Source organism: Streptomyces sp. rh34 (assembly GCF_002551245.1).
Taxonomy (GTDB): domain Bacteria; phylum Actinomycetota; class Actinomycetes; order Streptomycetales; family Streptomycetaceae; genus Streptomyces.
This window is the reverse complement of sequence record NZ_NTGZ01000090.1, coordinates 1-17255: the sequence shown is the minus strand read 5'-3', so window position 1 is coordinate 17255 and position 17255 is coordinate 1. Positions and strand designations below refer to the sequence as shown.

Below are 17255 nucleotides of genomic sequence, written 5' to 3'. Positions count from 1 at the left end.
GTACTCCTCTTGATGTTCGAAGCGCCCACGAGTGCCCCTGGTCTTGATCTCAGGGGAGCTTCCGTGACTCGGAGGCGAAGGTCCGATGAGCGCAGCCCCCAGGATGATCCGAGGACGCGTACACAAACGGCCACTGGACAGAGTACCAGCCATTCGGGTCACGCCCCGCCGCCGATCCACCGGCGCCCACCTCTGATCAGCAGGCGCCCGCCGACGATCGACCGGCATCCCTTTGCCGATCGGCCGGCGCCCCTTTGATGATCAGCTGGTGAGTGCTCGGATCGAGTGGTAGACGTCGAAGACCGCGAGGCAGAGCGGTAGCAGCGTCAGCAGGACGACCGTTTCGGCGATCTCCAGGAAGCGTCCCCAGAACGGTGTCACCCCCTTGCGCGGCACGATCAGGCCGATGGCGGTGATCAGGACGGCGACGCCGGCGACCGCGGCGGCGAGCCACACCGTACGGATGTCGAGTGCGGTGCCGTCCCCCCGCAGCGCGTCGCGCACCAGGGCGACCGGCGGGTTGAGGGACAGCCCCAGGCCCAGCAGGACGAGGGAGCCGAGGCCCGCGGCGAGCGTGCAGCCGACCTGGGCCGTGTAGCGGAAGAGATGGGCGCGCATCAGCATGGCGACCCCGGTGGCCAGGGCGAGCAGCTGGCCCCAGACGTTGTCCGAGAACCCCAGCACCGCGGCGGCCGCCACGGCGACCAGGGCGCAGCCGCCGACCAGGCCGAGGAGCAGTTCATGGCCGCGCCGCGCCTGGGCGGCGAGGCGTACGGCGTCCACCGGGCCCGAGGGCGCGGGCTCGGAGGTTCCGTAGTCGCCGACCGTGGTGCGGGGCGGCTCGAATCCGATGGGCAGCCGGGCGAAGCGGGTGGAGAGCCCCGGCAGGAAGGCGAGGGCCCCCACGGCGAGCGGGGAGCACACGGCGGCGGCCTCGATCGGCTTCATGTCGCTGAGGATCGCGGTGAAGGTGACCAGGAGGCCGACGGCGCTCGCGAAGACGAACGCGACGAACGGCCCGTCCCCGCCGGGCGCGACGATCATCAGAATGACGGCCACGACCAGGACCGCCGCACAGGCGAGCAGGAACTGCAGCCGTCCGACGCCCTGCCCGGCGCTCGGAGGCAGCAGGCCGGATCCCGCCACCGCGGCGTTCACCAGGGCGCCGGTGCCGAGCGCGATCGACGAGGCACGGTCGTCGTACACCCGCGCGCGTACGCAGGCGAAGGCGAGCAGGAGCAGGGCGACGACGGCCGCCAGGATTCCCGGCAGGCCGTGCATGTCGTGGAGCGGGTCGGCCGTCCACAGCACGAAGCCGAGCAGGGCCAGCAGGACGGAGCCGCCGAAGAGGCCGGCGCCGCGCATGAGGGCGTCACCCCAGAGCGTGCGGTCCTTGGCCACGGCGGTGGCGACGGCGTCCGAGACGTCGTCGAAGACTGCGGGGGGCAGTGATTCGGAGAAGGGCCGCATCGACAGCAGCTCGCCGTCGAGAATGCGGTGGCCGGCGAGCGTACGCGCGCTGTCCAGGACCGTGCCGTCGCGGCGCACCAGGTGGTAGCCGACCGGTGCGCCGGGGGCGGGGCTCTGACCGGACAGCCGGAGGATCTCGGGATACAGATCGGCTACGGGGATGTCCTCGGGCAGGGCCACGTCGACACGGCTGTCGGGCGCGACGACCGTGACCCGGCAGAATCCGGTGCCACTGCCGGACGGGGTCCCGTGACTTTGCCGACCGGGTCCGGTGGCTGCCGCTTGGGCCGTCATGGTCACGTGGTGCTCCCCCTACTGGCTTGTTCTGCTGCTGTCTGCGCCGCTTCCGCCGGGTCGCGTCCGCTTCTGCCGGAAACACACCGCCGGGACCACGGATCGCACCGCACGTCCCGAATGACCGTCTTCTCGCGACAGTTAGCGGATGCGTACACGCGTCGCGACACCCTACCGCCATGGGGCCGCCGCCACGCCAGTAGGATCCTTCCCGCGGATGGAGCCCGTCGCCACGGGGGCGCCGATAGGAACACTTCCGTCCGGCAAGGGAATTGGTGAGCTGTGAGCCAGATCGTCGTCAAGCGCCCACCGCGGGCCCTGCCCACCGAAGTGCCGGTCGAGCAGGTGCAGTTGCAACCACCGCCGGAACTCCCCCGAGGCCAGCAGGAGGGGGCGCTGATGCAGCTCCTGCCGATGCTGGGCATGGGTGGTTCCGTCGTCTTCTTCTTCATGACGCCGAACCCGATCATGCGGATCATGGGCATGATCATGATCGCCTCGACGCTGGCCATGGCCATCGCGATGCTCGTGCGGTACCGGCGGGGCACTCAGGGTGAGCTGGCGGACATGCGCCGCGACTACCTGAAGTATCTGACGCAGACCCGGCGCACGGTGCTGAGGACGGCCCGCAAGCAGCGGGACGCGCAGTTCTACCTCCACCCCTCTCCCGAGCAGTTGTGGGCGCTCGTCGCCGAGGGCAGCCGGGTGTGGGAGCGGCGTGCCGGTGACGCGGACTTCGCGCAGGTGCGCATCGGGCTGGGCAGTCAGGAGCTGGCCACGCCGCTCATCGCGCCCGAGACGGCGCCGGTGGACGAACTGGAGCCGCTGGCGGCCGGGGCGATGCAGCAGTTCCTGGCGACGCACTCCACGCTGGACGGGCTGCCCATGGCCGTCTCGTTGCGGGCGTTCTACCACCTGACGATCAGCGGCCACGCGGATTCCGCGCGCTCCGCGGCGCGGGCCGTGGTCGGCGGGCTGGCCTCTCTGCACTCCCCCCAGGACCTGGTGATCGCGGTCGCGACCGGTGCGGAGGCCGCGCCGCAGTGGGAGTGGGCGAAGTGGCTCCCGCACGCCCAGACCTCCGGGCCTGTGGACGGTGCGGGGAGCCGGCGCCTCATCACCACCAGCGCCCTGGCCCTGGAGGAGCTGCTGGCCGGCCGCCTGGAGGGCAGGCCCCGCTTCCAGCCCGGCGGTCAGCCGCTCATGGAGCAGCCGCACGTCGTGGTGGTCCTGGACGGCGAGTCGGTGCCCCCCATGTCGGTGCTCGCCTCGGCGGAGGGCCTGCAGGGCGTGACGGTCGTCGAGGTGGTGCCGGGTGAGGTCACCGGGTCCCGCGGAGGCCTCTCCATCGTGGTGCAGCCGACGTCGCTGCAGCTGGAATCGGGCCAGGGGCTCGTCTACGACGGGGTTCCGGACCTGCTGAGTTACGAGGCCGCCGAGGCGCTCGCCCGCCAGCTGGCCCCGCTGCACATGGCCACCGGCGGGGACGACGACGAGCCTCTGCTGGCCAACCTGGAGTTCACCGATCTGCTGAACCTGGGGGACGCCGCCTCGATCGAGGTCAGCCGGACCTGGCGGCCGCGATCGCAGGCGGAGCGGCTGCGGGTGCCGATCGGTGTGGGCGAGGACGGCGCGCCCGTGATGCTGGACCTCAAGGAGGCGGCTCAGGAGGGCATGGGTCCGCACGGTCTCTGCGTCGGCGCCACCGGTTCCGGCAAGTCCGAGCTGCTGCGCACGCTGGTGCTCGGCCTCGCCGTCACCCACACCTCGGAGACGCTGAACTTCGTTCTCGCCGACTTCAAGGGCGGTGCGACCTTCGCCGGTATGGCGCAGATGCCCCACGTCGCGGCCGTGATCACCAACCTCGCGGACGACCTGACGCTGGTCGACCGCATGGGTGACTCCATCAGCGGTGAGCTCAACCGCCGGCAGGAGATGCTGCGCGACGCGGGCAACTACGCCAACATCCACGACTACGAGAAGGCACGCGCGGCCGGTGCGCCGCTGCAGCCGATCCCCTCGCTCGTCCTGGTCATCGACGAGTTCAGCGAACTCCTCACCGCCAAACCCGACTTCATCGAGATGTTCGTCCAGATCGGCCGTATCGGCCGGTCGCTGGGCGTGCATCTCCTGCTGGCCTCGCAGCGTCTGGAGGAGGGACGGCTGCGCGGCCTGGAGACGTATCTGTCGTACCGGGTGGGCCTGCGGACGTTCTCGGCGGCCGAGTCCCGGGCCGCGATCGGTGTGCCCGACGCGTACCACCTGCCCAACGTGCCCGGTTCCGGGCTGCTCAAGTTCGGTACGGAGGAGATGGTCCGGTTCAAGGCCGCGTACGTCTCCGGGGTGTACCGCTCGGGCGCGCACCGGACCGCCGCGCCGGGTGCTCCGCTTCCGGTGGACCGCAGGCCTGTTCCGTTCACCGCCGCGCCGGTTCCGGTGCGGTACGTCCAGCCCGCGGCGCAGTCCGGAGGCGTACCGGATCAGCGCTCGACGCAGGACGACGCGCTGGCGGACACGGTGCTCGATGTGATCGTGCGCCGTCTGGAGGGCCGGGGGGCCTCCGCCCACCAGGTGTGGCTTCCGCCGCTGGACAATCCGCCGTCCCTGGACGAGCTGCTCCCGGGGCTCTCCCCGGTGCAGGGCCGGGGGCTGACGCAGCCCGGCTTCGAGGGGGCCGGCCGGCTGGTCGTGCCCCTGGGCGTCATCGACAAGCCGTTCGAGCAGCGGCGCGACACCCTCTACCGGGACTTCTCCGGCGCCGCCGGTCACATGCAGATCACCGGAGGGCCGCAGTCGGGGAAGTCGACGCTGCTGCGGACCCTCATCGCCGGCTTCGCGCTCACCCACACGCCGGAGGAGGTCCAGTTCTACGGCCTCGACTTCGGTGGCGGCGGCATGTCCTCGATCTCGGGTCTGCCGCACGTCGGCGGCATCGCGTCCCGCCTCGACCCCGAGCGGGTACGCCGTACGGTCGCCGAGGTGTACGGCATCCTGGCGCGGCGCGAGGAGTACTTCCGCAGCGCCGGGATCGACTCCATCGCCACGTTCCGCAGGATGCGGGCGCGTGGTGAGATCTCGGTGACGGACCAGCCGTGGGGTGACGTGTTCCTGGTCATCGACGGGTGGGGCAGCTTCCGGACGGACTACGAGGGGCTGGAGACGGCGGCCACGGACATCGCGGCCCGAGGGCTGGGCTACGGCATCCACCTGATCGTCACGGCGTCGCGTTCCATGGAGGTGCGGGCCAGCCTGAAGGACCACCTCATGAACCGCCTGGAGCTGCGGCTCGGCGACGTGATGGACTCCGAACTGGACCGCAAGGTGGCTGCCAACGTGCCCGCCGGGGTGCCGGGCCGCGGCCTGACCCCGGAGAAGCTGCACTTCATGGCGGCGGTGCCGCGGATCGACAGCATCAACTCCGACAGCGACCTGTCGGAGGCCACCGCGGCGATGAACCAGGAAGTCGCCCGCCACTGGACGGCCGCGCCTGCCCCGGCGGTGCGTCTGCTGCCGCGCGCGCTGCCGGCGAGCGACCTCCCGCCCGGCTACGCGGTACCGGAGCGCGGCGTCGCCTTCGGTATCGACGAGAACAACCTGGAGCCGGTGTTCCTGAACTTCGAACAGGACCCGTTCTTCCTGGCGTTCGGCGAGAGCGAGTCCGGGAAGTCCAACCTGCTGCGGTTGCTCATCAAGCAGCTGACCGAGCGGTACGACGGCGACACCTGCAAGCTCTTCGTCATCGACAACCGGCGTTCGCTGCTTGATGTGACCCCGCGGTCGCACCTGGCGGAGTACATCCCGATGTCCAACAACATGGAACATCACATGGCGGCGCTGCACGACCTGATGAAGCGCCGCACCCCGTCCGCCGACGTCACGGCGCAGGAGCTGCGCGACCAGAGCTGGTGGCAGGGGCCCACGGTGTACGTCGTCATCGACGACTTCGACCTGGTCTCCACGTCGAGCGGCAACCCGCTGTCAGCGATCACGGAGCTACTGCCGTTCGCCCGCGACGTGGGCGTCCGCTTCATCATCGCCCGCAACACGGCGGGGGCCAGCCGGGCCCTGTACGAGCCCTTCCTCCAGCGCATGATCGAGCTGGGCGCCCAGGGCGTCATGCTGTCGGGCGACCCGAACGAGGGCGACATCCTCGGCAACGTACGACCGCGCCCGATGCCCGCGGGCCGGGGCATCTTCGTCACCCGGCGCCGGGGGAACCCGCTGGTGCAGACGGGGCTGGTGGAGGGGTAGCCGCGGGCCGGGGGCCCCGGAGGGGGGCGGGGCGCACGGATGTCGCGTGCGCCCCGCCCCCGATCCGATGCTCTTGAGCGGCCTCGGGCTCGGCTCGGCCTCGGGCTCGGGCTCGGCTCGGCCTCGGGACACAGCTCAGGGTGGACACCTCCCGCGCGTGTCCACCCTGATGTGCTGTGCTGTGCTGTGGTGCTTTTGGTGCTGTGCTGTGGAGCTGTGCCCAAACTCCGTTAGAAGTTCGCTGCCGCCCGCTTGTCGCCACCGCGGTAGATGGGCGACGCCTCGCTGACCTTGTTGGCGATTTCCTCGAGGTTGGCGCGGATGGCGTCGGCGTCCGTCCTCCACCTGTTCTGGGCGGCGGTGTAGGCCTGCTTCGCCTCGCCCTCCCACACTTCCGAAACCTTCGCGATCATGGCCTGGATCTCTTTCAGGTCCATGTCGAGCTGCTTCGCCTGCTTCTTGATCTCACCGGCCGCGAGATCAAGGCTCGCGTAAGTGACGACCGTCGTACCGTCGTTGTTTCCCATGCGTTCCTCCGCTGCTTTCGAGTTACGGGATAAGGGTCAGAAGCTGTTCAGGCTGGAGGACTGTTCCTTCGCACTGGTGTTGTGGCCGTCGACAACGTCCACACCCGCGAGGGCCTGGCGGATCTCGTCCTCGTTGTCGCCCGAGATGGTACGGGCGGCCTTGATGGACTCCTGGAAGCGGACGAGCTGCTTGGCCAGGCTGACCATGCGGTTGTTGATCTCGGTCTGCTTCTGGTTGAAGTGGTTGGCGCCGATACCCTTCCACTTGCCTTCGAGGTTGTCGATCGTCGCGTGGAGCTGCCGGAGCTGCCCCTTCACCGAGTCGAACTTGATGCCGAGGTCACCCTCGAGCTTCAGGAGTGCGGCATCTGAGACCTTCTGATCTGCCATGGTTCTCTTTCCCTTTCGGTTGGTTCTGCCAGGCCGGCATGGGTCGCCGGCCGGTACCTGCGGTACGTGCGGTCAAGCGGCCTTACGCCTGCGGACCACGGCGTAGGCCACTCCTCCGAGCACGACCACAACTGCGGCCACTCCGAGGATCAGGCCCAACTGGCTTTCGTCCCCCGAGGACTTGGATTCTTCCGCCGCCACGGGCTTGTCGCCTTCCGCGCCGTTCTTGGCGGGCTGCGGCGAGGCGGAGGTGGCGGGCTTCTCGGACGAGTCGGCGGGACCGGTCGTCCTCTCCTTGGTGAGCGGGCTGATCTCCGGGTCGCCGGGGTCGCCCTTGCCCTTGAGGACGTTCATCGAAGGGCGGATGAGACCGTGACCGAGGTACTTGCTGGTCTCGCCCTTCTTCCAGTCACGGCCAGCCGTGTCGAAGAGGACATTGAGTACCTGGTTGGCGGTCCAGTCGGGGTGGAGGGACCAGACGAGGGCGGCGGAGGCGGAGGCGATGGCGGTGGCGGCGCTGGTGCCGCCGTCGCCGTCGCAGTAGCTCTTGAAGGAACTGTCGCACCAGTACGGGACGTCGTTCCCAGGGGAGGCGACATCCACCGTGCCAGCGTGTTGCGAGTAGGAAGCAACTTTCCCGTTGCGATCTGCTGAAGCAATCCCCACCACTTGAGGAAACGCCGCCGGGTAGTTCTTCTTGTTCTCCTTGTGCCCCTCATTACCTACAGCAGCAAAGAATAGCTTTCCTTTGCTTTCAGCGTATTCGACTGCCTGACGCTCTCGCTCCATATAAAATGGACTACCGAAAGACATGCTGATGATTCGAGCATCACTGTCAGCTGCTGCTCGAATAGCATCCGCAGAATCATAAGCCTTAGAGGAGTGCTCCTCCTGGAAATCACTGTCAGCAATGCGCATGGGGATGATCTTGGCTCCTGGGGCTAGCCCCTTCAAACCGCCACCTTTGCCTGTTCCTGCGATCAGCTCAGCCATCGTCGTGCCGTGACCGTCGTAGTCGTCGTACTCGTCCCCAGCAGCACCAGTGGCATCCAGCCCTTTGAGGACCTGCCCTGTAAGCGAGGGGGTAGTCGCGTTGACGCCCGTGTCGATGACAGCGACTTTGATACCTTCGCCGGTCGAGACCTTCCACATTTCTTCAGCCTGCATCGCGCCGAGGTACCACTGCTTCGACTGCGTGTCGGCTGCAGCTGGCTGCGCCGCGCCGACGAACAGCACACTCCACGAAGCGGCCGCAGCCAGCGCGCCGAGCACACGCACGCGCCTCTGAGCTCGGCCCATTCCCGCTGTCATCCCGACTTCCGTACCTTCCCTGGGTCTGCTACTCGACCACCGGCGGCACGGCTCCGCGCCGTCCGGCATTCCACGTCTCTTCGTCTTCCGTCAGGTAGTCGGGACGGGTCGAACCGTTGTCATCGTCATCCCGGCCGGACTTCTGCCGACCGGCAGGACCACGTACGAGACCTGCCCCGCCAGATGTGAAGCCCTTGGCGTTCGAGCCGGCGCCGACGGCCTTGCGGGGAGCACCCACGACTCCGTTTGCGCCCGAAGTCTGAGCCGGTCGACCGCCGGGGCGGGATGTGGCAGCTGCTGCTCCGCGCCCTCCGATCACTCCCCGCTGGCCGGAGGCTCCGGCAGTAGCTCTGCCTTGAGGCGCGTTCTGGGGAGTTCCTCCGACGATGCCGGTTTTACCACCCGCACGAGGTCCGCCCCCTGTGGACGTACCCCCCTGGCCGGTGATCGGCCGTCCGCTCGTAGGAGTGGAACGGCCGGTGATCGGCGACTGCGGGCCGACCGGCGGACGGCCGGTGGACGATGCTCCGCCTCCCACAGGACTGGGACGACCGACCGGGGGACCGCCCGGCCCTTTGCCTACCGGACCTCCTCCTGTGGGCTGTGCCTTGCCCATGCCCAGGCCGGTCTGGTTCACCGTCCGCTGTGTTGAAGGTCCCGTGGTACGCGCCGGGTTGCCCTGTGTGGTGTTCATGAAAGGCGGCGGAACGGGCGATGGCGGCGTTCCGGTCGGCCCCGTTGCGGGCGTGGGCGACGGTAGCGGTGGGGTGCTGGTAATGGTCGTCGGGGCAGGCGGCGCTTTAACACTGTTGATCTCTGTCGACACGACATCGTCCAACACTGGCCCGGAGCCGAGAACTTCAATCGGACGTCGCCCTTCTGCAGGCCCAAGACCGCCACCGCCCGTGGCCGTCCGTACCGAAGAGCCCGGTACGTCCCTGCTCCCCAAAGTAGTTGCGCCCTCTGCAGAGGCTTCGTCGCCGGTCTGGAGCCTGCGGTTCTCCGGCTTAGGCATTCCGACATCTAGCTTCCTGTCGAACCGCGGCGGCTCCTGCGCCGCCAGCACCTCCTCGGAGACCGAGTAGTACGACGCCAACCGATTGATCTGGTTGATGGCTTCCTGGCGGTTCTTCTCCACCTCAAGCGCAGCCGCGTACTGCGGGTTCGTCTCGGTCCGAGCCGGGAACAGGACGTCGTCCACGTCCGTTTGGATCATCCGGCGGTCGCGCGGCGGCATGGCGCTCTTCACCGACGCCAGGCCGGTGCCCGCGACCGTGATCTGGGTGCCGGCCGCGTCCGCGAAGTCGCCCAGCTTCTCGGCGTGGGCGACCAGGCCCGTACCGAAGGCTCGGAAGGCCGTGCCGGACTCGCCCTCCCAGTCGACCCCCTTGAGGTGGTCCTTCAGCTCCTTCGCCGCGCGCCGGATGGCGTCCCTGGCCTTCCAGAGGGCCTCGCCCGCGCTCTCCAGGTGTTCCGGGTTGGAGTTCTCCACGATGTCGATGATGGCGTTGAGCTTGTGTCCCTCAAAGGAGGTACGGCCCCCGGTGCGAGGGTTGCCAAAACCGAAGGACTCCATGACCCGGCCGGCCGTCTCGGTCATGTCCGTGACGACGATCTGGGTCTGGACTCGTCCCTCGTCCTGCTTGTGCTGCTCGGCCGGCGTCAGGTTCGGCTGCTTCTCGTCGCTCATTCCGCTGCCCACCCGGAGTCCGACTGCTTCTCGTTATTGTCCTGTTCGGACTTGGCGTGCTTCTCGCGTTCCTCGTCCATGCGGGCCTGGATCTCGTAGAACCGTCGCCTGATGTCGTCCTCGACGTTGTCGAAGCCGACAGCCGCCGCGTGCACGCCAAGGCTCAGGTACTCGATCTGGTCGCCGAGGGACTTGGAGAGCGAGACGAGGGAGGAATGGACCCGGTTGTACTGGGTGTAGAGGCCGTCCGCCTCGGCGAAGCGTGCGTTCGGGCCGCTCAGTGAGGCCCGCGAGACCTTCTGGTCGGCGACCTTCGTCTTGCTGGCAGCCGAGCCCTCGAAGTCCGCCAGCAGGGCATCGACACGACTCTTGAACTTCTCCAGCGCACCCACTCCGCGCCTGAGGTCCCCCGTACCGCCACCGCCACCTGGATCGGTCACAATGCCGTCCTCCCCGTTCCGCATCCCCGTTTGCTCGGATCGTCTCGCGTTGCTATCGCACCGACGCGGTCCGATCCGATCTCATCCCGACAACTCTAGTCACTGTGTACGACAGCGCCAATCGACTTGAGCGCCACGTGACTTGTCTCATGGACGACTCGACGACTCCTCACTGCTCTCCAGCGCTCCCGTCGCTATGCCTCGCCCGCCAACCGCCCCGCGCGTCTCCGCTTGTCCCGTACCGCCACGGCCGTACCCGCGATGGCCGCCACCAGGACGCCGCCGCCGACCATGACGTACGTCGCCAGGCGCGCGTTCCGCTCGTCGGCCGTCTCGCCCAAGTGGAGTTCGGCGGGGGTGGGGGCTTTGCCCTTGCTCATCCCCTCGCCCGCGATCGGGCGGTCGATCGGTTTGTCGTCCTCGGTGAGTGCGCGTACCGGGTCCACCACGCCCCAGCCGACCAGGCGGTCGTGGCCCGCGACCGAGCGTTCCGCCGTCTGCTGCATCTGCGCGACGATCTGCTCCTGCGTCCACTTGGGGTGCTTCGCCTTGATCAGGGCGGCGACGCCGGCGACGTACGGGGCGGAGAAACTGGTTCCGTTGTCGGCGCAGTGTCCGCCGCCGGGGACCGTGGAGATCATGTCCACGCCGGGGGCCGCGATGCCGACGAAGTCGCCGGACTGGGAGAAGGCCGCCCGTTCGTTGTTGCGATCCGAGGAGGCGACCGCGAGGACGCCCTTGAAGGAGGCCGGGTAGGTCTCCTTGACGTTGCCGCCGAGTCCGTCGTTGCCGGCCGAGGCGACGACCACGATGTCCCGGGCGAGTGCGTCGTCCACAGCCTGTCTCAGGGCCGGGGACGGCTTCACGGCGTCGGCGGTGTCCTGGGAGATGTTGATGATGTCCGCGTCCGCCTTCTCGGTGGCGTAGCGGATGGCGAGGGCGAGGGTCTCGGCCGTTCCGTGGCCCTCGGCGTCGTTCTGCTGGAGCGGGATGATCGTCGCGTCGGGGGCCAGGCCGCTGAAGCCCGTGCCCTTCATCTCACGCGCGGCGATGATGCCGGCGACTTTGGTGCCGTGGCCCACGGTGTCCGTGGTGCCGTTCTCCTTGCCGCGCTCGATCTTCGTCCCGTCGTCGGCCTTGAGGTTCTTCGGCAGGAAGTTGCGGCCCGCCCCGGTGTCCACGGCGGGCTTGAGCTGCTTGTTCCTGACGTCGACGCCGGTGTCGATGACCGCTACGCGTACGCCCTTGCCGGTGGACTGCTTCCACACCTCGTCCAGCAGCACGCGTTGCAACGCCCAGGGGCGGCCCGGGTAGTTCTTCGAGGGGAACGTGCACTGGGTCGAGTCGGCCGCGGCCGCCGGCAGCGCCGGCAGGGTGACGACGAGGACGGCCGCGGCCGCCGTGGCGGTGAGCAGGCGGCGGGTCGGGCCGTGGTGGTCGTGGTCGTGGGTCGCCATGTCCGTACCTCGCTCACGAACCCTGCGGCTGGCTGGCCGCGCCGGTGGAGAGCCGGGGGCCGGTCGGCAGGAGGGCGGACCAGACCGCCGGAACGGGGTTGGGGTCGACGTCCTTGTAGCCGAGCCGGTTCTGCGCCTGCCGCGCCTCCTCCTGCTGGGACTCCCGCTCCTTCTTCGAGCCGGATTCGCCGATGCCGGAGTCGTCCTGGCCGCTGTCGCTGTTGGACTGCATCGCGTAGCGCAGGCCGGTGTCGGTGACCAGGAACAGGAAGCCGGCGCTGGTCGTGGAGCCCTTGAACTGGCGGAAGAACTCGCCCGAACCCGGCGTGACGTAGGCGCTGCTGGAGCCGGTGGGGAGCGTCGCGGGGAAGCTCGTTCCCACCCACGTGCTCAGCGTGGTGGTGCCGCTGTCCGCGTCGACGCCGCGCAGTACGTTGCACACGGTGTTCCGGCTGCCCTTCGTGACGTCCGGGGAGTTGACGGGCTCGGGCTTGCTGACCGGCCAGTCCCTCTTCTGGTTGAAGGGTGCGCCCGGTTCGAGTTCGGCGGCGCTGACCGGCTTGGCGTTGCCCGCCTGCTTGAGGTTCACCAGCTGGCGGCTGCTGAGCAGGAGCTTGGCGGTGAAGTCCGAAACGGGGGCGACCCTGCCCGGCAGGACGACGTAGCTCTGGGTCTTGGTTCCCGCCGTGGCGGCCAGGACCATGCCGACCCTGTTCGTCCGATCGTCCAGGGTGCCGGGGGCGCCCGCGGGGGCGCCGGGGGTGCCGTCCACGGTCGGGAAGGTGATCGGGGCCCCGGTGTGGAGCGTGGCCAGCCAGGCGGCCGAGACCCGCTGGGGCTCCGTGCCCTGGCCGACGAGGGTACGCAGGAGCAGTTCGTCCTTCTTGACGGGATAGGCCTTGCCGGCGGCGTCCACGATGTAGCGGGTCCGGTCCGGCCCCGGTCCCTCGACGTACATCAGCTCACCGCCCCGCAGGGCGTTCTTGCCCTCGGTCTTCTTCTCCTCGCGCTCGGCGAAGATGAAGGTCGCCTTCTGGATGGCCCTGCCGCCCTCGCCGGGCCGTTCGCAGACCGCCCAGCGTTTGGCCGCACCCGCTTCCTTGGAGTCGGGCAGCCGGTCGGGGGCGTACGGGATGCCGAGCGTCGCACCGTGCGGAATCTTGCCGCTGTCCAGGACCGATTCGCTGACGTTGACGACGGTGCCCTTGTCCGGGGCGAGCAGGAGCTTGGCCGAGGCCATGTTCAGGACGGGGTGCAACTGCTTCTTGCCGTCGGTCTCCAGCACCACGTAGCGGGTGGTGGATTTGCTGGCGATGATGACGTGTTCCTTGGCGGCGTCCCACTTCTGTGGGGCGACCGGCTTGAACATGCCCCAGGCGCCGAAAACGGCGAGAACCACGACGGCGATGATGGCCCCGGGCAGTACCGCGCGCAGCGGTTTGGGGGCGCCTTCCTCGGAACCTGTGGGGTTGGGTTGCAGGAACTGTGCGATCAACCTCCGCTTCGCAAAGGTATAGGCGTTGAGCTCATCCCGCCGTGATGCCATGTGTCCGCTGACCCTTCTCCCCAGTGATCGAACAGGGTCCCACACGCACCGTCGGCCCCCGCTGCCGTACCGCGCCCCTACTATGCCTGCTGGGGTTCCGCTCCCCGTGCTCAGGTAGGGTGACGACCCGATCAACACCCGTGTAAAAAGCGGTGAATACGGACACGAGGGGGCAACGCGGCGATGGGTGCAGCTACGCGCGAGCGTACCGGGCGGGCGGGCCGTCGAGCCTCCGGGACTTCCCGGAGGCAACGTAGCAACGAGTCGCCCGCGACGCCTCCCGCCCAGCCCTCCGGCACCCCCGGGCCGAACGCTCCCGCCGCGACGACGCTGCGTTCGATCTCCCGGACCGACCGGGTGCGCCCCGTGCTGCGGCAGCTGGTGATCGTCGAGGTGGGCCTCGTGGTCGCCGCCGTGGGCGCGGCGCTCGGGGGCGCCTGGCTGATCCCCTCGCTCGTGGTTCTCGGTCTGCTGGTCGCCCTCGCGGTGGTACGCCGACGGGGCCGCGCGCTCCAGGACTGGATGTCGAGCGCCCTCGGGCTCCGGGCCCGGCGCCGGTCCGCCGGCACGCCGCCCTCGGACGCGGAGCCGATGCTGGCGCCGGTCGCCGAGAACGTGCCCGGCTTCGGCCCGCAGGTGTATGTGGACCGGGCCCACCGGACGGTGGGCATGCTCGGCGACGGCACGTTCCTGACGGCCGTGGTGCGGGTGGAGGCGAGCGGCGAGTCGCTGAGGCCCGCGTTCGGCGCCCGGTCGCTCCCGCTGTCGCTGCTGGGCGACGCCCTCCAGGTGGACGACATCGTGCTGGAGTCGGCGCAGTTGGTGCAGCAGGTGCGCTGCGCACCGGCCCCTCATCTGCCGCAGCAGTCGGTGGCCCGGCTCTCGTACGCTCCGTTGCAGGACCAGACCGGTGCGCCCGCTCTGCGGATGACGTGGGTGGCGGTGAAGCTGGATCCCGAGCTGTGCCGGGAGGCCATCGAGGCGCGCGGCGGCGGGATGGAGGGTGCGCAGCGCTGCCTGGTGCGGGTCGCGGATCATGTGGCGAGCCGGGTCACGGGCGCCGGTTTCCAGGCCGCGGTGCTGGATCAGGACGAGTTGAACTCCGCTGTGGCCACCTCCGCGTGCGCCAACCCCATCCTGTCGGGGCGGGCGGGCCGGCCGGACGCCGCTCCGCAGCGCCGCACGATGGAGACGTCCCGGGTCTGGCGGTGCGACGATCGCTGGCACACCACGTACGCGGTGGACCGCTGGCCCGAGCTTGGCCGGGGCGCGACGCCGCTGCCGCAGTTGGTCGCGCTGCTGACCTCGGTGCCCGCGTACGCGACGACGTTCAGCCTCACCGTGCGCCGCGGGGTGCGTCAGGGCTCGACGAGTGTGGCCGGTCATGTGCGGGTCACCGGCGGTTCGGACACCGAACTCATTGGTGTGAGAAGGACGTTGGAGCAGGCAGCCCGGCACGCCAAGGTGGGGCTGGCACGACTGGACCGCGAGCAGTTGCCGGGCGTCCTGGCCACGCTCCCGCTGGGAGGCGCACAGTGAGCAACCGGACCGAGCCCCGGCGCGGGCTGCGCGGCCCCCGTCACGCGGGTCACACCGTGGCCGCGGACCACCTGGGGGCGTTGTCGCTGCCGGTCGGCGACGACGGCGTGATCATCGGCAACGACGCGAACAACAAGCCGCAGCTGATCGGCTTCCACCGCCCGGTGCCGTACGACGTCACGCTGATCGGCGGGCTGTGGACGGCGCAGGTCCTGGCGCTGCGGGCGGCGGGCACCGGCGCCCGGGTGGCGGTCGAGACCGGTCGCGTCCAGGCCTGGACCACGCTCGCCCAGGCGGCGGGAGCCGGGCTGGAGTGCGTGTCCCTGTACGACGTGGGCCGTGTTCCGCCGACGGGAGCGACGGTGGGCAGCCCCGTGGTCGTCGTGCGGGACTGCGGCATGCGCCCGCCGCGCGGCCGGGTGGTGTCCTCGCCGTGGCAGTCGGTGCTGACGCTGCTTCCTTATCTGAGCCCGGTCGCGCCGCGGTTGATGCGGTCGTCCGCGCTGGTGGGCATCCAACGGGTCTCGCCCGGCGAGGCCGAGCAGATCGGCCGGATCCTGGGGCTGGCGCGCGCCGAGTACGAGGCGCTGCCCACGCTGGCGGACGGTGTCACGCTCTGGGTGGCGGGGCGCGACCACCATTGGGTGATGACGAACGCGACGGACGCCGAGACCGGACTGCTGGGCACAGCTCGCCGGATGGACTGATTCCTGCACCGTTCGGCCCACGGACACCCCTCCCTCCGGGGAACATGGACCACGCACCGAATCCGTTCGATCGAAGGGACGCCGTCATGGGCACCCAGCAGGAAAAGGACGAGCTCTACGCTCTCGACATCTCGGATGTGACGTGGCTCAGCGCGCCCGGCACGGAGGAGGCCGAGGAGCGGGTCGAGATCGCGCATCTGCCGGACGGCGCCGTCGCCATGCGCTCCTCGCTGGACCCGGACACCGTCCTGCGGTACACGGAGGCGGAGTGGACGGCGTTCGTCCTGGGCGCCCGCGACGGCGAGTTCGACCTCACGTAGGTCCGGCGTCGCGCGGGTCCGGTCCCGCGGAGGCGCGCAGCCCCGCGAAGGGTGGCCGCCGGAGTGAGCCGCCACTCTTCGCCCTGTACGTGTATGGAAGGGATTGACCGTCTCGTCGTCCCCTTTCCTTCGCACGTCGTTCACCGGGGTGTGACACGTGGCCCGTGGGGCGGCCCTTGCCGTGCCCTACGCCCTGCCTGAGTTCACCGGATGGCGATTAGGGTGGGTGGGGCGCGGCAGAAGAAACCTGCGAGCAGGTGATGCGCGTCGCAAGGGGGAGAGCCGGGCGGACCGGCACATCGGGAACGGTCGCCCCCACCCACCACGGCACAAGGGTGCTCGACCACACCAGGAGGCAAAGTGAACGGCGATCGGGACGAGATCCGCGGCGGATGGGACATGCCCGTCGACGAGTCGTCCGACGCGGATCCCGCCGAGATGACGGGTGAGTTCACCATCGACTACACCCCTCCCGCCTGGTACACGCAGAACGCGGCGGGGGACTCGTCGGGAGGAGCGGGCTCGCACCTGGCGCCCCCTCCGCCGCCGGTTGGGGCGCCCCTGTCCTCACCCGACCTGTCGGCCACACCCGGCGGCTTCGACCCCAACTGGGCGCCCGCCCCTCCGGGGCCCGCCGAGCCGGCCGTCCCCGCGGTTCCGGAGGCCCCGGCCTCCCCCGCCGTGCCGGAGACGCCGCACGCGCAGGTTCCGGACGCTCCCGCTCCGCAGACGCGGACTCCGGACGCTCCGACCGCTCCGGTGGCCGACAGCGGGGATGCCGGTCCTTTCGGCGGCGGCGACGTGGAGAGCGGCGCGACGATGCGGTTCTCGCCCGCCGCGCTCAAGCGGGAGATCGCGGAGCGCGAGGCGGAAGCCGCAGCCGGATCCGCCGGCGGGGCGGGTTCCGGGTCTGCCGCGAAAGGCCTGTCCGGTGCCGGAGCGACGGACGGCGGGAAGGCCGACGCCCTCGCCTCCGGTACGGACTCCGAGGACGCGTCCCCGTCCGATACGTCATCCGAGCCGGCCGCCTCCCTTCCCTCGCTCGCCGGCACGGACTCCGCATCCGTCTCCCGTACGGACACGGGCTCCCCGGATTCCGAGGACGGCGGCGCGGCCGGAGCGGGCACCGACGAGGCCCGGGTCCCCGGTGACGCTCCCACCCCCGACGCCGTCACGGGCGCGGGCGAGCAGGACGTCGTAGCGCAGGGCACGGATCTCCAGGACGCCGCGCCCCAGGACGCGCCGCCCCCCGCCGCCGACGCCCCGCATGCCGCCGCACCGGTGCCGTGGTCGCCTCCCGCCCAGGGGCTGTC

Annotated in this window: 13 protein-coding genes; 5 read left to right on the top strand and 8 right to left on the bottom strand. The window is 69.9% G+C overall.

Annotation, left to right across the window (positions count from 1 at the left end; all coding sequences use genetic code 11):
• Positions 1–261 precede the first annotated feature (261 nt).
• Positions 262–1764 (bottom strand): type VII secretion integral membrane protein EccD, encoded by a 1503-nt coding sequence (gene eccD, locus CR470_RS18325; RefSeq protein WP_097868669.1) that lies wholly within the window; start codon positions 1762–1764, stop codon positions 262–264.
• Between the two features lie 282 nt (positions 1765–2046).
• Between eccD and eccCa the strand changes: the two genes are divergently transcribed.
• On the top strand, positions 2047–6015 hold the full coding sequence (gene eccCa, locus CR470_RS18320; RefSeq protein WP_097868661.1) for a type VII secretion protein EccCa: 3969 nt from the start codon (positions 2047–2049) through the stop codon (positions 6013–6015).
• A 230-nt stretch (positions 6016–6245) separates the two neighbouring features.
• Here the strand turns inward: eccCa and CR470_RS18315 are convergent, their stop codons facing one another.
• The 7 genes from CR470_RS18315 to eccB all read right to left on the bottom strand — a co-directional run bounded on the left by CR470_RS18315 (position 6246) and on the right by eccB (position 13376).
• Complete coding sequence (locus CR470_RS18315) at positions 6246–6542, bottom strand: WXG100 family type VII secretion target (protein ID WP_097868660.1); 297 nt, start codon at positions 6540–6542, stop codon at positions 6246–6248.
• Positions 6543–6578: 36 nt separating this feature from the next.
• Positions 6579–6932 carry a WXG100 family type VII secretion target gene (locus CR470_RS18310; RefSeq protein ID WP_097868659.1) on the bottom strand — a complete coding sequence of 118 codons (354 nt, stop codon included), beginning with the start codon at positions 6930–6932 and terminating at the stop codon, positions 6579–6581.
• A gap of 72 nt (positions 6933–7004) precedes the next feature.
• Positions 7005–8243: a S8 family serine peptidase gene (locus CR470_RS18305; protein ID WP_097868658.1), complete on the bottom strand. Its 1239-nt coding sequence runs from the start codon at positions 8241–8243 to the stop codon at positions 7005–7007.
• A gap of 28 nt (positions 8244–8271) precedes the next feature.
• A complete protein-coding gene (locus CR470_RS18300) occupies positions 8272–9933 on the bottom strand; it encodes a WXG100 family type VII secretion target (RefSeq protein WP_097868657.1) in 1662 nt (553 codons plus the stop codon).
• Positions 9930–10397 carry a hypothetical protein gene (locus tag CR470_RS18295; protein WP_097868656.1) on the bottom strand — a complete coding sequence of 156 codons (468 nt, stop codon included), beginning with the start codon at positions 10395–10397 and terminating at the stop codon, positions 9930–9932. Before CR470_RS18295 ends, CR470_RS18300 begins: the two co-directional genes overlap by 4 nt.
• A 170-nt stretch (positions 10398–10567) precedes the next feature.
• Positions 10568–11830, bottom strand: coding sequence for a type VII secretion-associated serine protease mycosin (gene mycP, locus CR470_RS18290; RefSeq protein ID WP_097868655.1), 1263 nt, complete (start codon positions 11828–11830; stop codon positions 10568–10570).
• Between the two features lie 13 nt (positions 11831–11843).
• On the bottom strand, positions 11844–13376 hold the full coding sequence (eccB, locus tag CR470_RS18285) for a type VII secretion protein EccB (RefSeq protein WP_097868654.1): 1533 nt from the start codon (positions 13374–13376) through the stop codon (positions 11844–11846).
• A gap of 183 nt (positions 13377–13559) precedes the next feature.
• On the opposite strand from eccB, the gene eccE reads away from it, so the two are divergent.
• The 4 genes from eccE to CR470_RS18265 form a co-directional block, all read left to right on the top strand.
• Positions 13560–14915, top strand: coding sequence for a type VII secretion protein EccE (gene eccE / locus CR470_RS18280; protein WP_097868653.1), 1356 nt, complete (start codon positions 13560–13562; stop codon positions 14913–14915).
• A complete protein-coding gene (locus tag CR470_RS18275; RefSeq protein ID WP_097868652.1) occupies positions 14912–15622 on the top strand; it encodes a hypothetical protein in 711 nt (236 codons plus the stop codon). Before eccE ends, CR470_RS18275 begins: the two co-directional genes overlap by 4 nt.
• Before the next feature lie 86 nt (positions 15623–15708).
• Positions 15709–15942: a DUF397 domain-containing protein gene (locus CR470_RS18270; protein ID WP_032792700.1), complete on the top strand. Its 234-nt coding sequence runs from the start codon at positions 15709–15711 to the stop codon at positions 15940–15942.
• A 360-nt stretch (positions 15943–16302) separates the two neighbouring features.
• On the top strand, positions 16303–17255 hold a 953-nt coding region (locus CR470_RS18265), incomplete at its 3' end, for an SCO5717 family growth-regulating ATPase (RefSeq protein WP_257138779.1).

Excerpts from the sequence above, each read along its gene's own strand:
- eccD (WP_097868669.1), bottom strand. The coding sequence starts at position 1,764 with ATGACGGCCCAAGCGGCAGCCACCGGACCCGGTCGGCAAAGTCACGGG.
- CR470_RS18315 (WP_097868660.1), bottom strand. The coding sequence starts at position 6,542 with ATGGGAAACAACGACGGTACGACGGTCGTCACTTACGCGAGCCTTGAT.
- CR470_RS18310 (WP_097868659.1), bottom strand. The coding sequence starts at position 6,932 with ATGGCAGATCAGAAGGTCTCAGATGCCGCACTCCTGAAGCTCGAGGGT.
- CR470_RS18305 (WP_097868658.1), bottom strand. The coding sequence starts at position 8,243 with ATGACAGCGGGAATGGGCCGAGCTCAGAGGCGCGTGCGTGTGCTCGGC.
- CR470_RS18300 (WP_097868657.1), bottom strand. The coding sequence starts at position 9,933 with ATGAGCGACGAGAAGCAGCCGAACCTGACGCCGGCCGAGCAGCACAAG.
- CR470_RS18295 (WP_097868656.1), bottom strand. The coding sequence starts at position 10,397 with ATGCGGAACGGGGAGGACGGCATTGTGACCGATCCAGGTGGCGGTGGC.
- mycP (WP_097868655.1), bottom strand. The coding sequence starts at position 11,830 with ATGGCGACCCACGACCACGACCACCACGGCCCGACCCGCCGCCTGCTC.
- eccB (WP_097868654.1), bottom strand. The coding sequence starts at position 13,376 with ATGGCATCACGGCGGGATGAGCTCAACGCCTATACCTTTGCGAAGCGG.
- eccE (WP_097868653.1), top strand. The coding sequence starts at position 13,560 with ATGGGTGCAGCTACGCGCGAGCGTACCGGGCGGGCGGGCCGTCGAGCC.
- CR470_RS18270 (WP_032792700.1), top strand. The coding sequence starts at position 15,709 with ATGGGCACCCAGCAGGAAAAGGACGAGCTCTACGCTCTCGACATCTCG.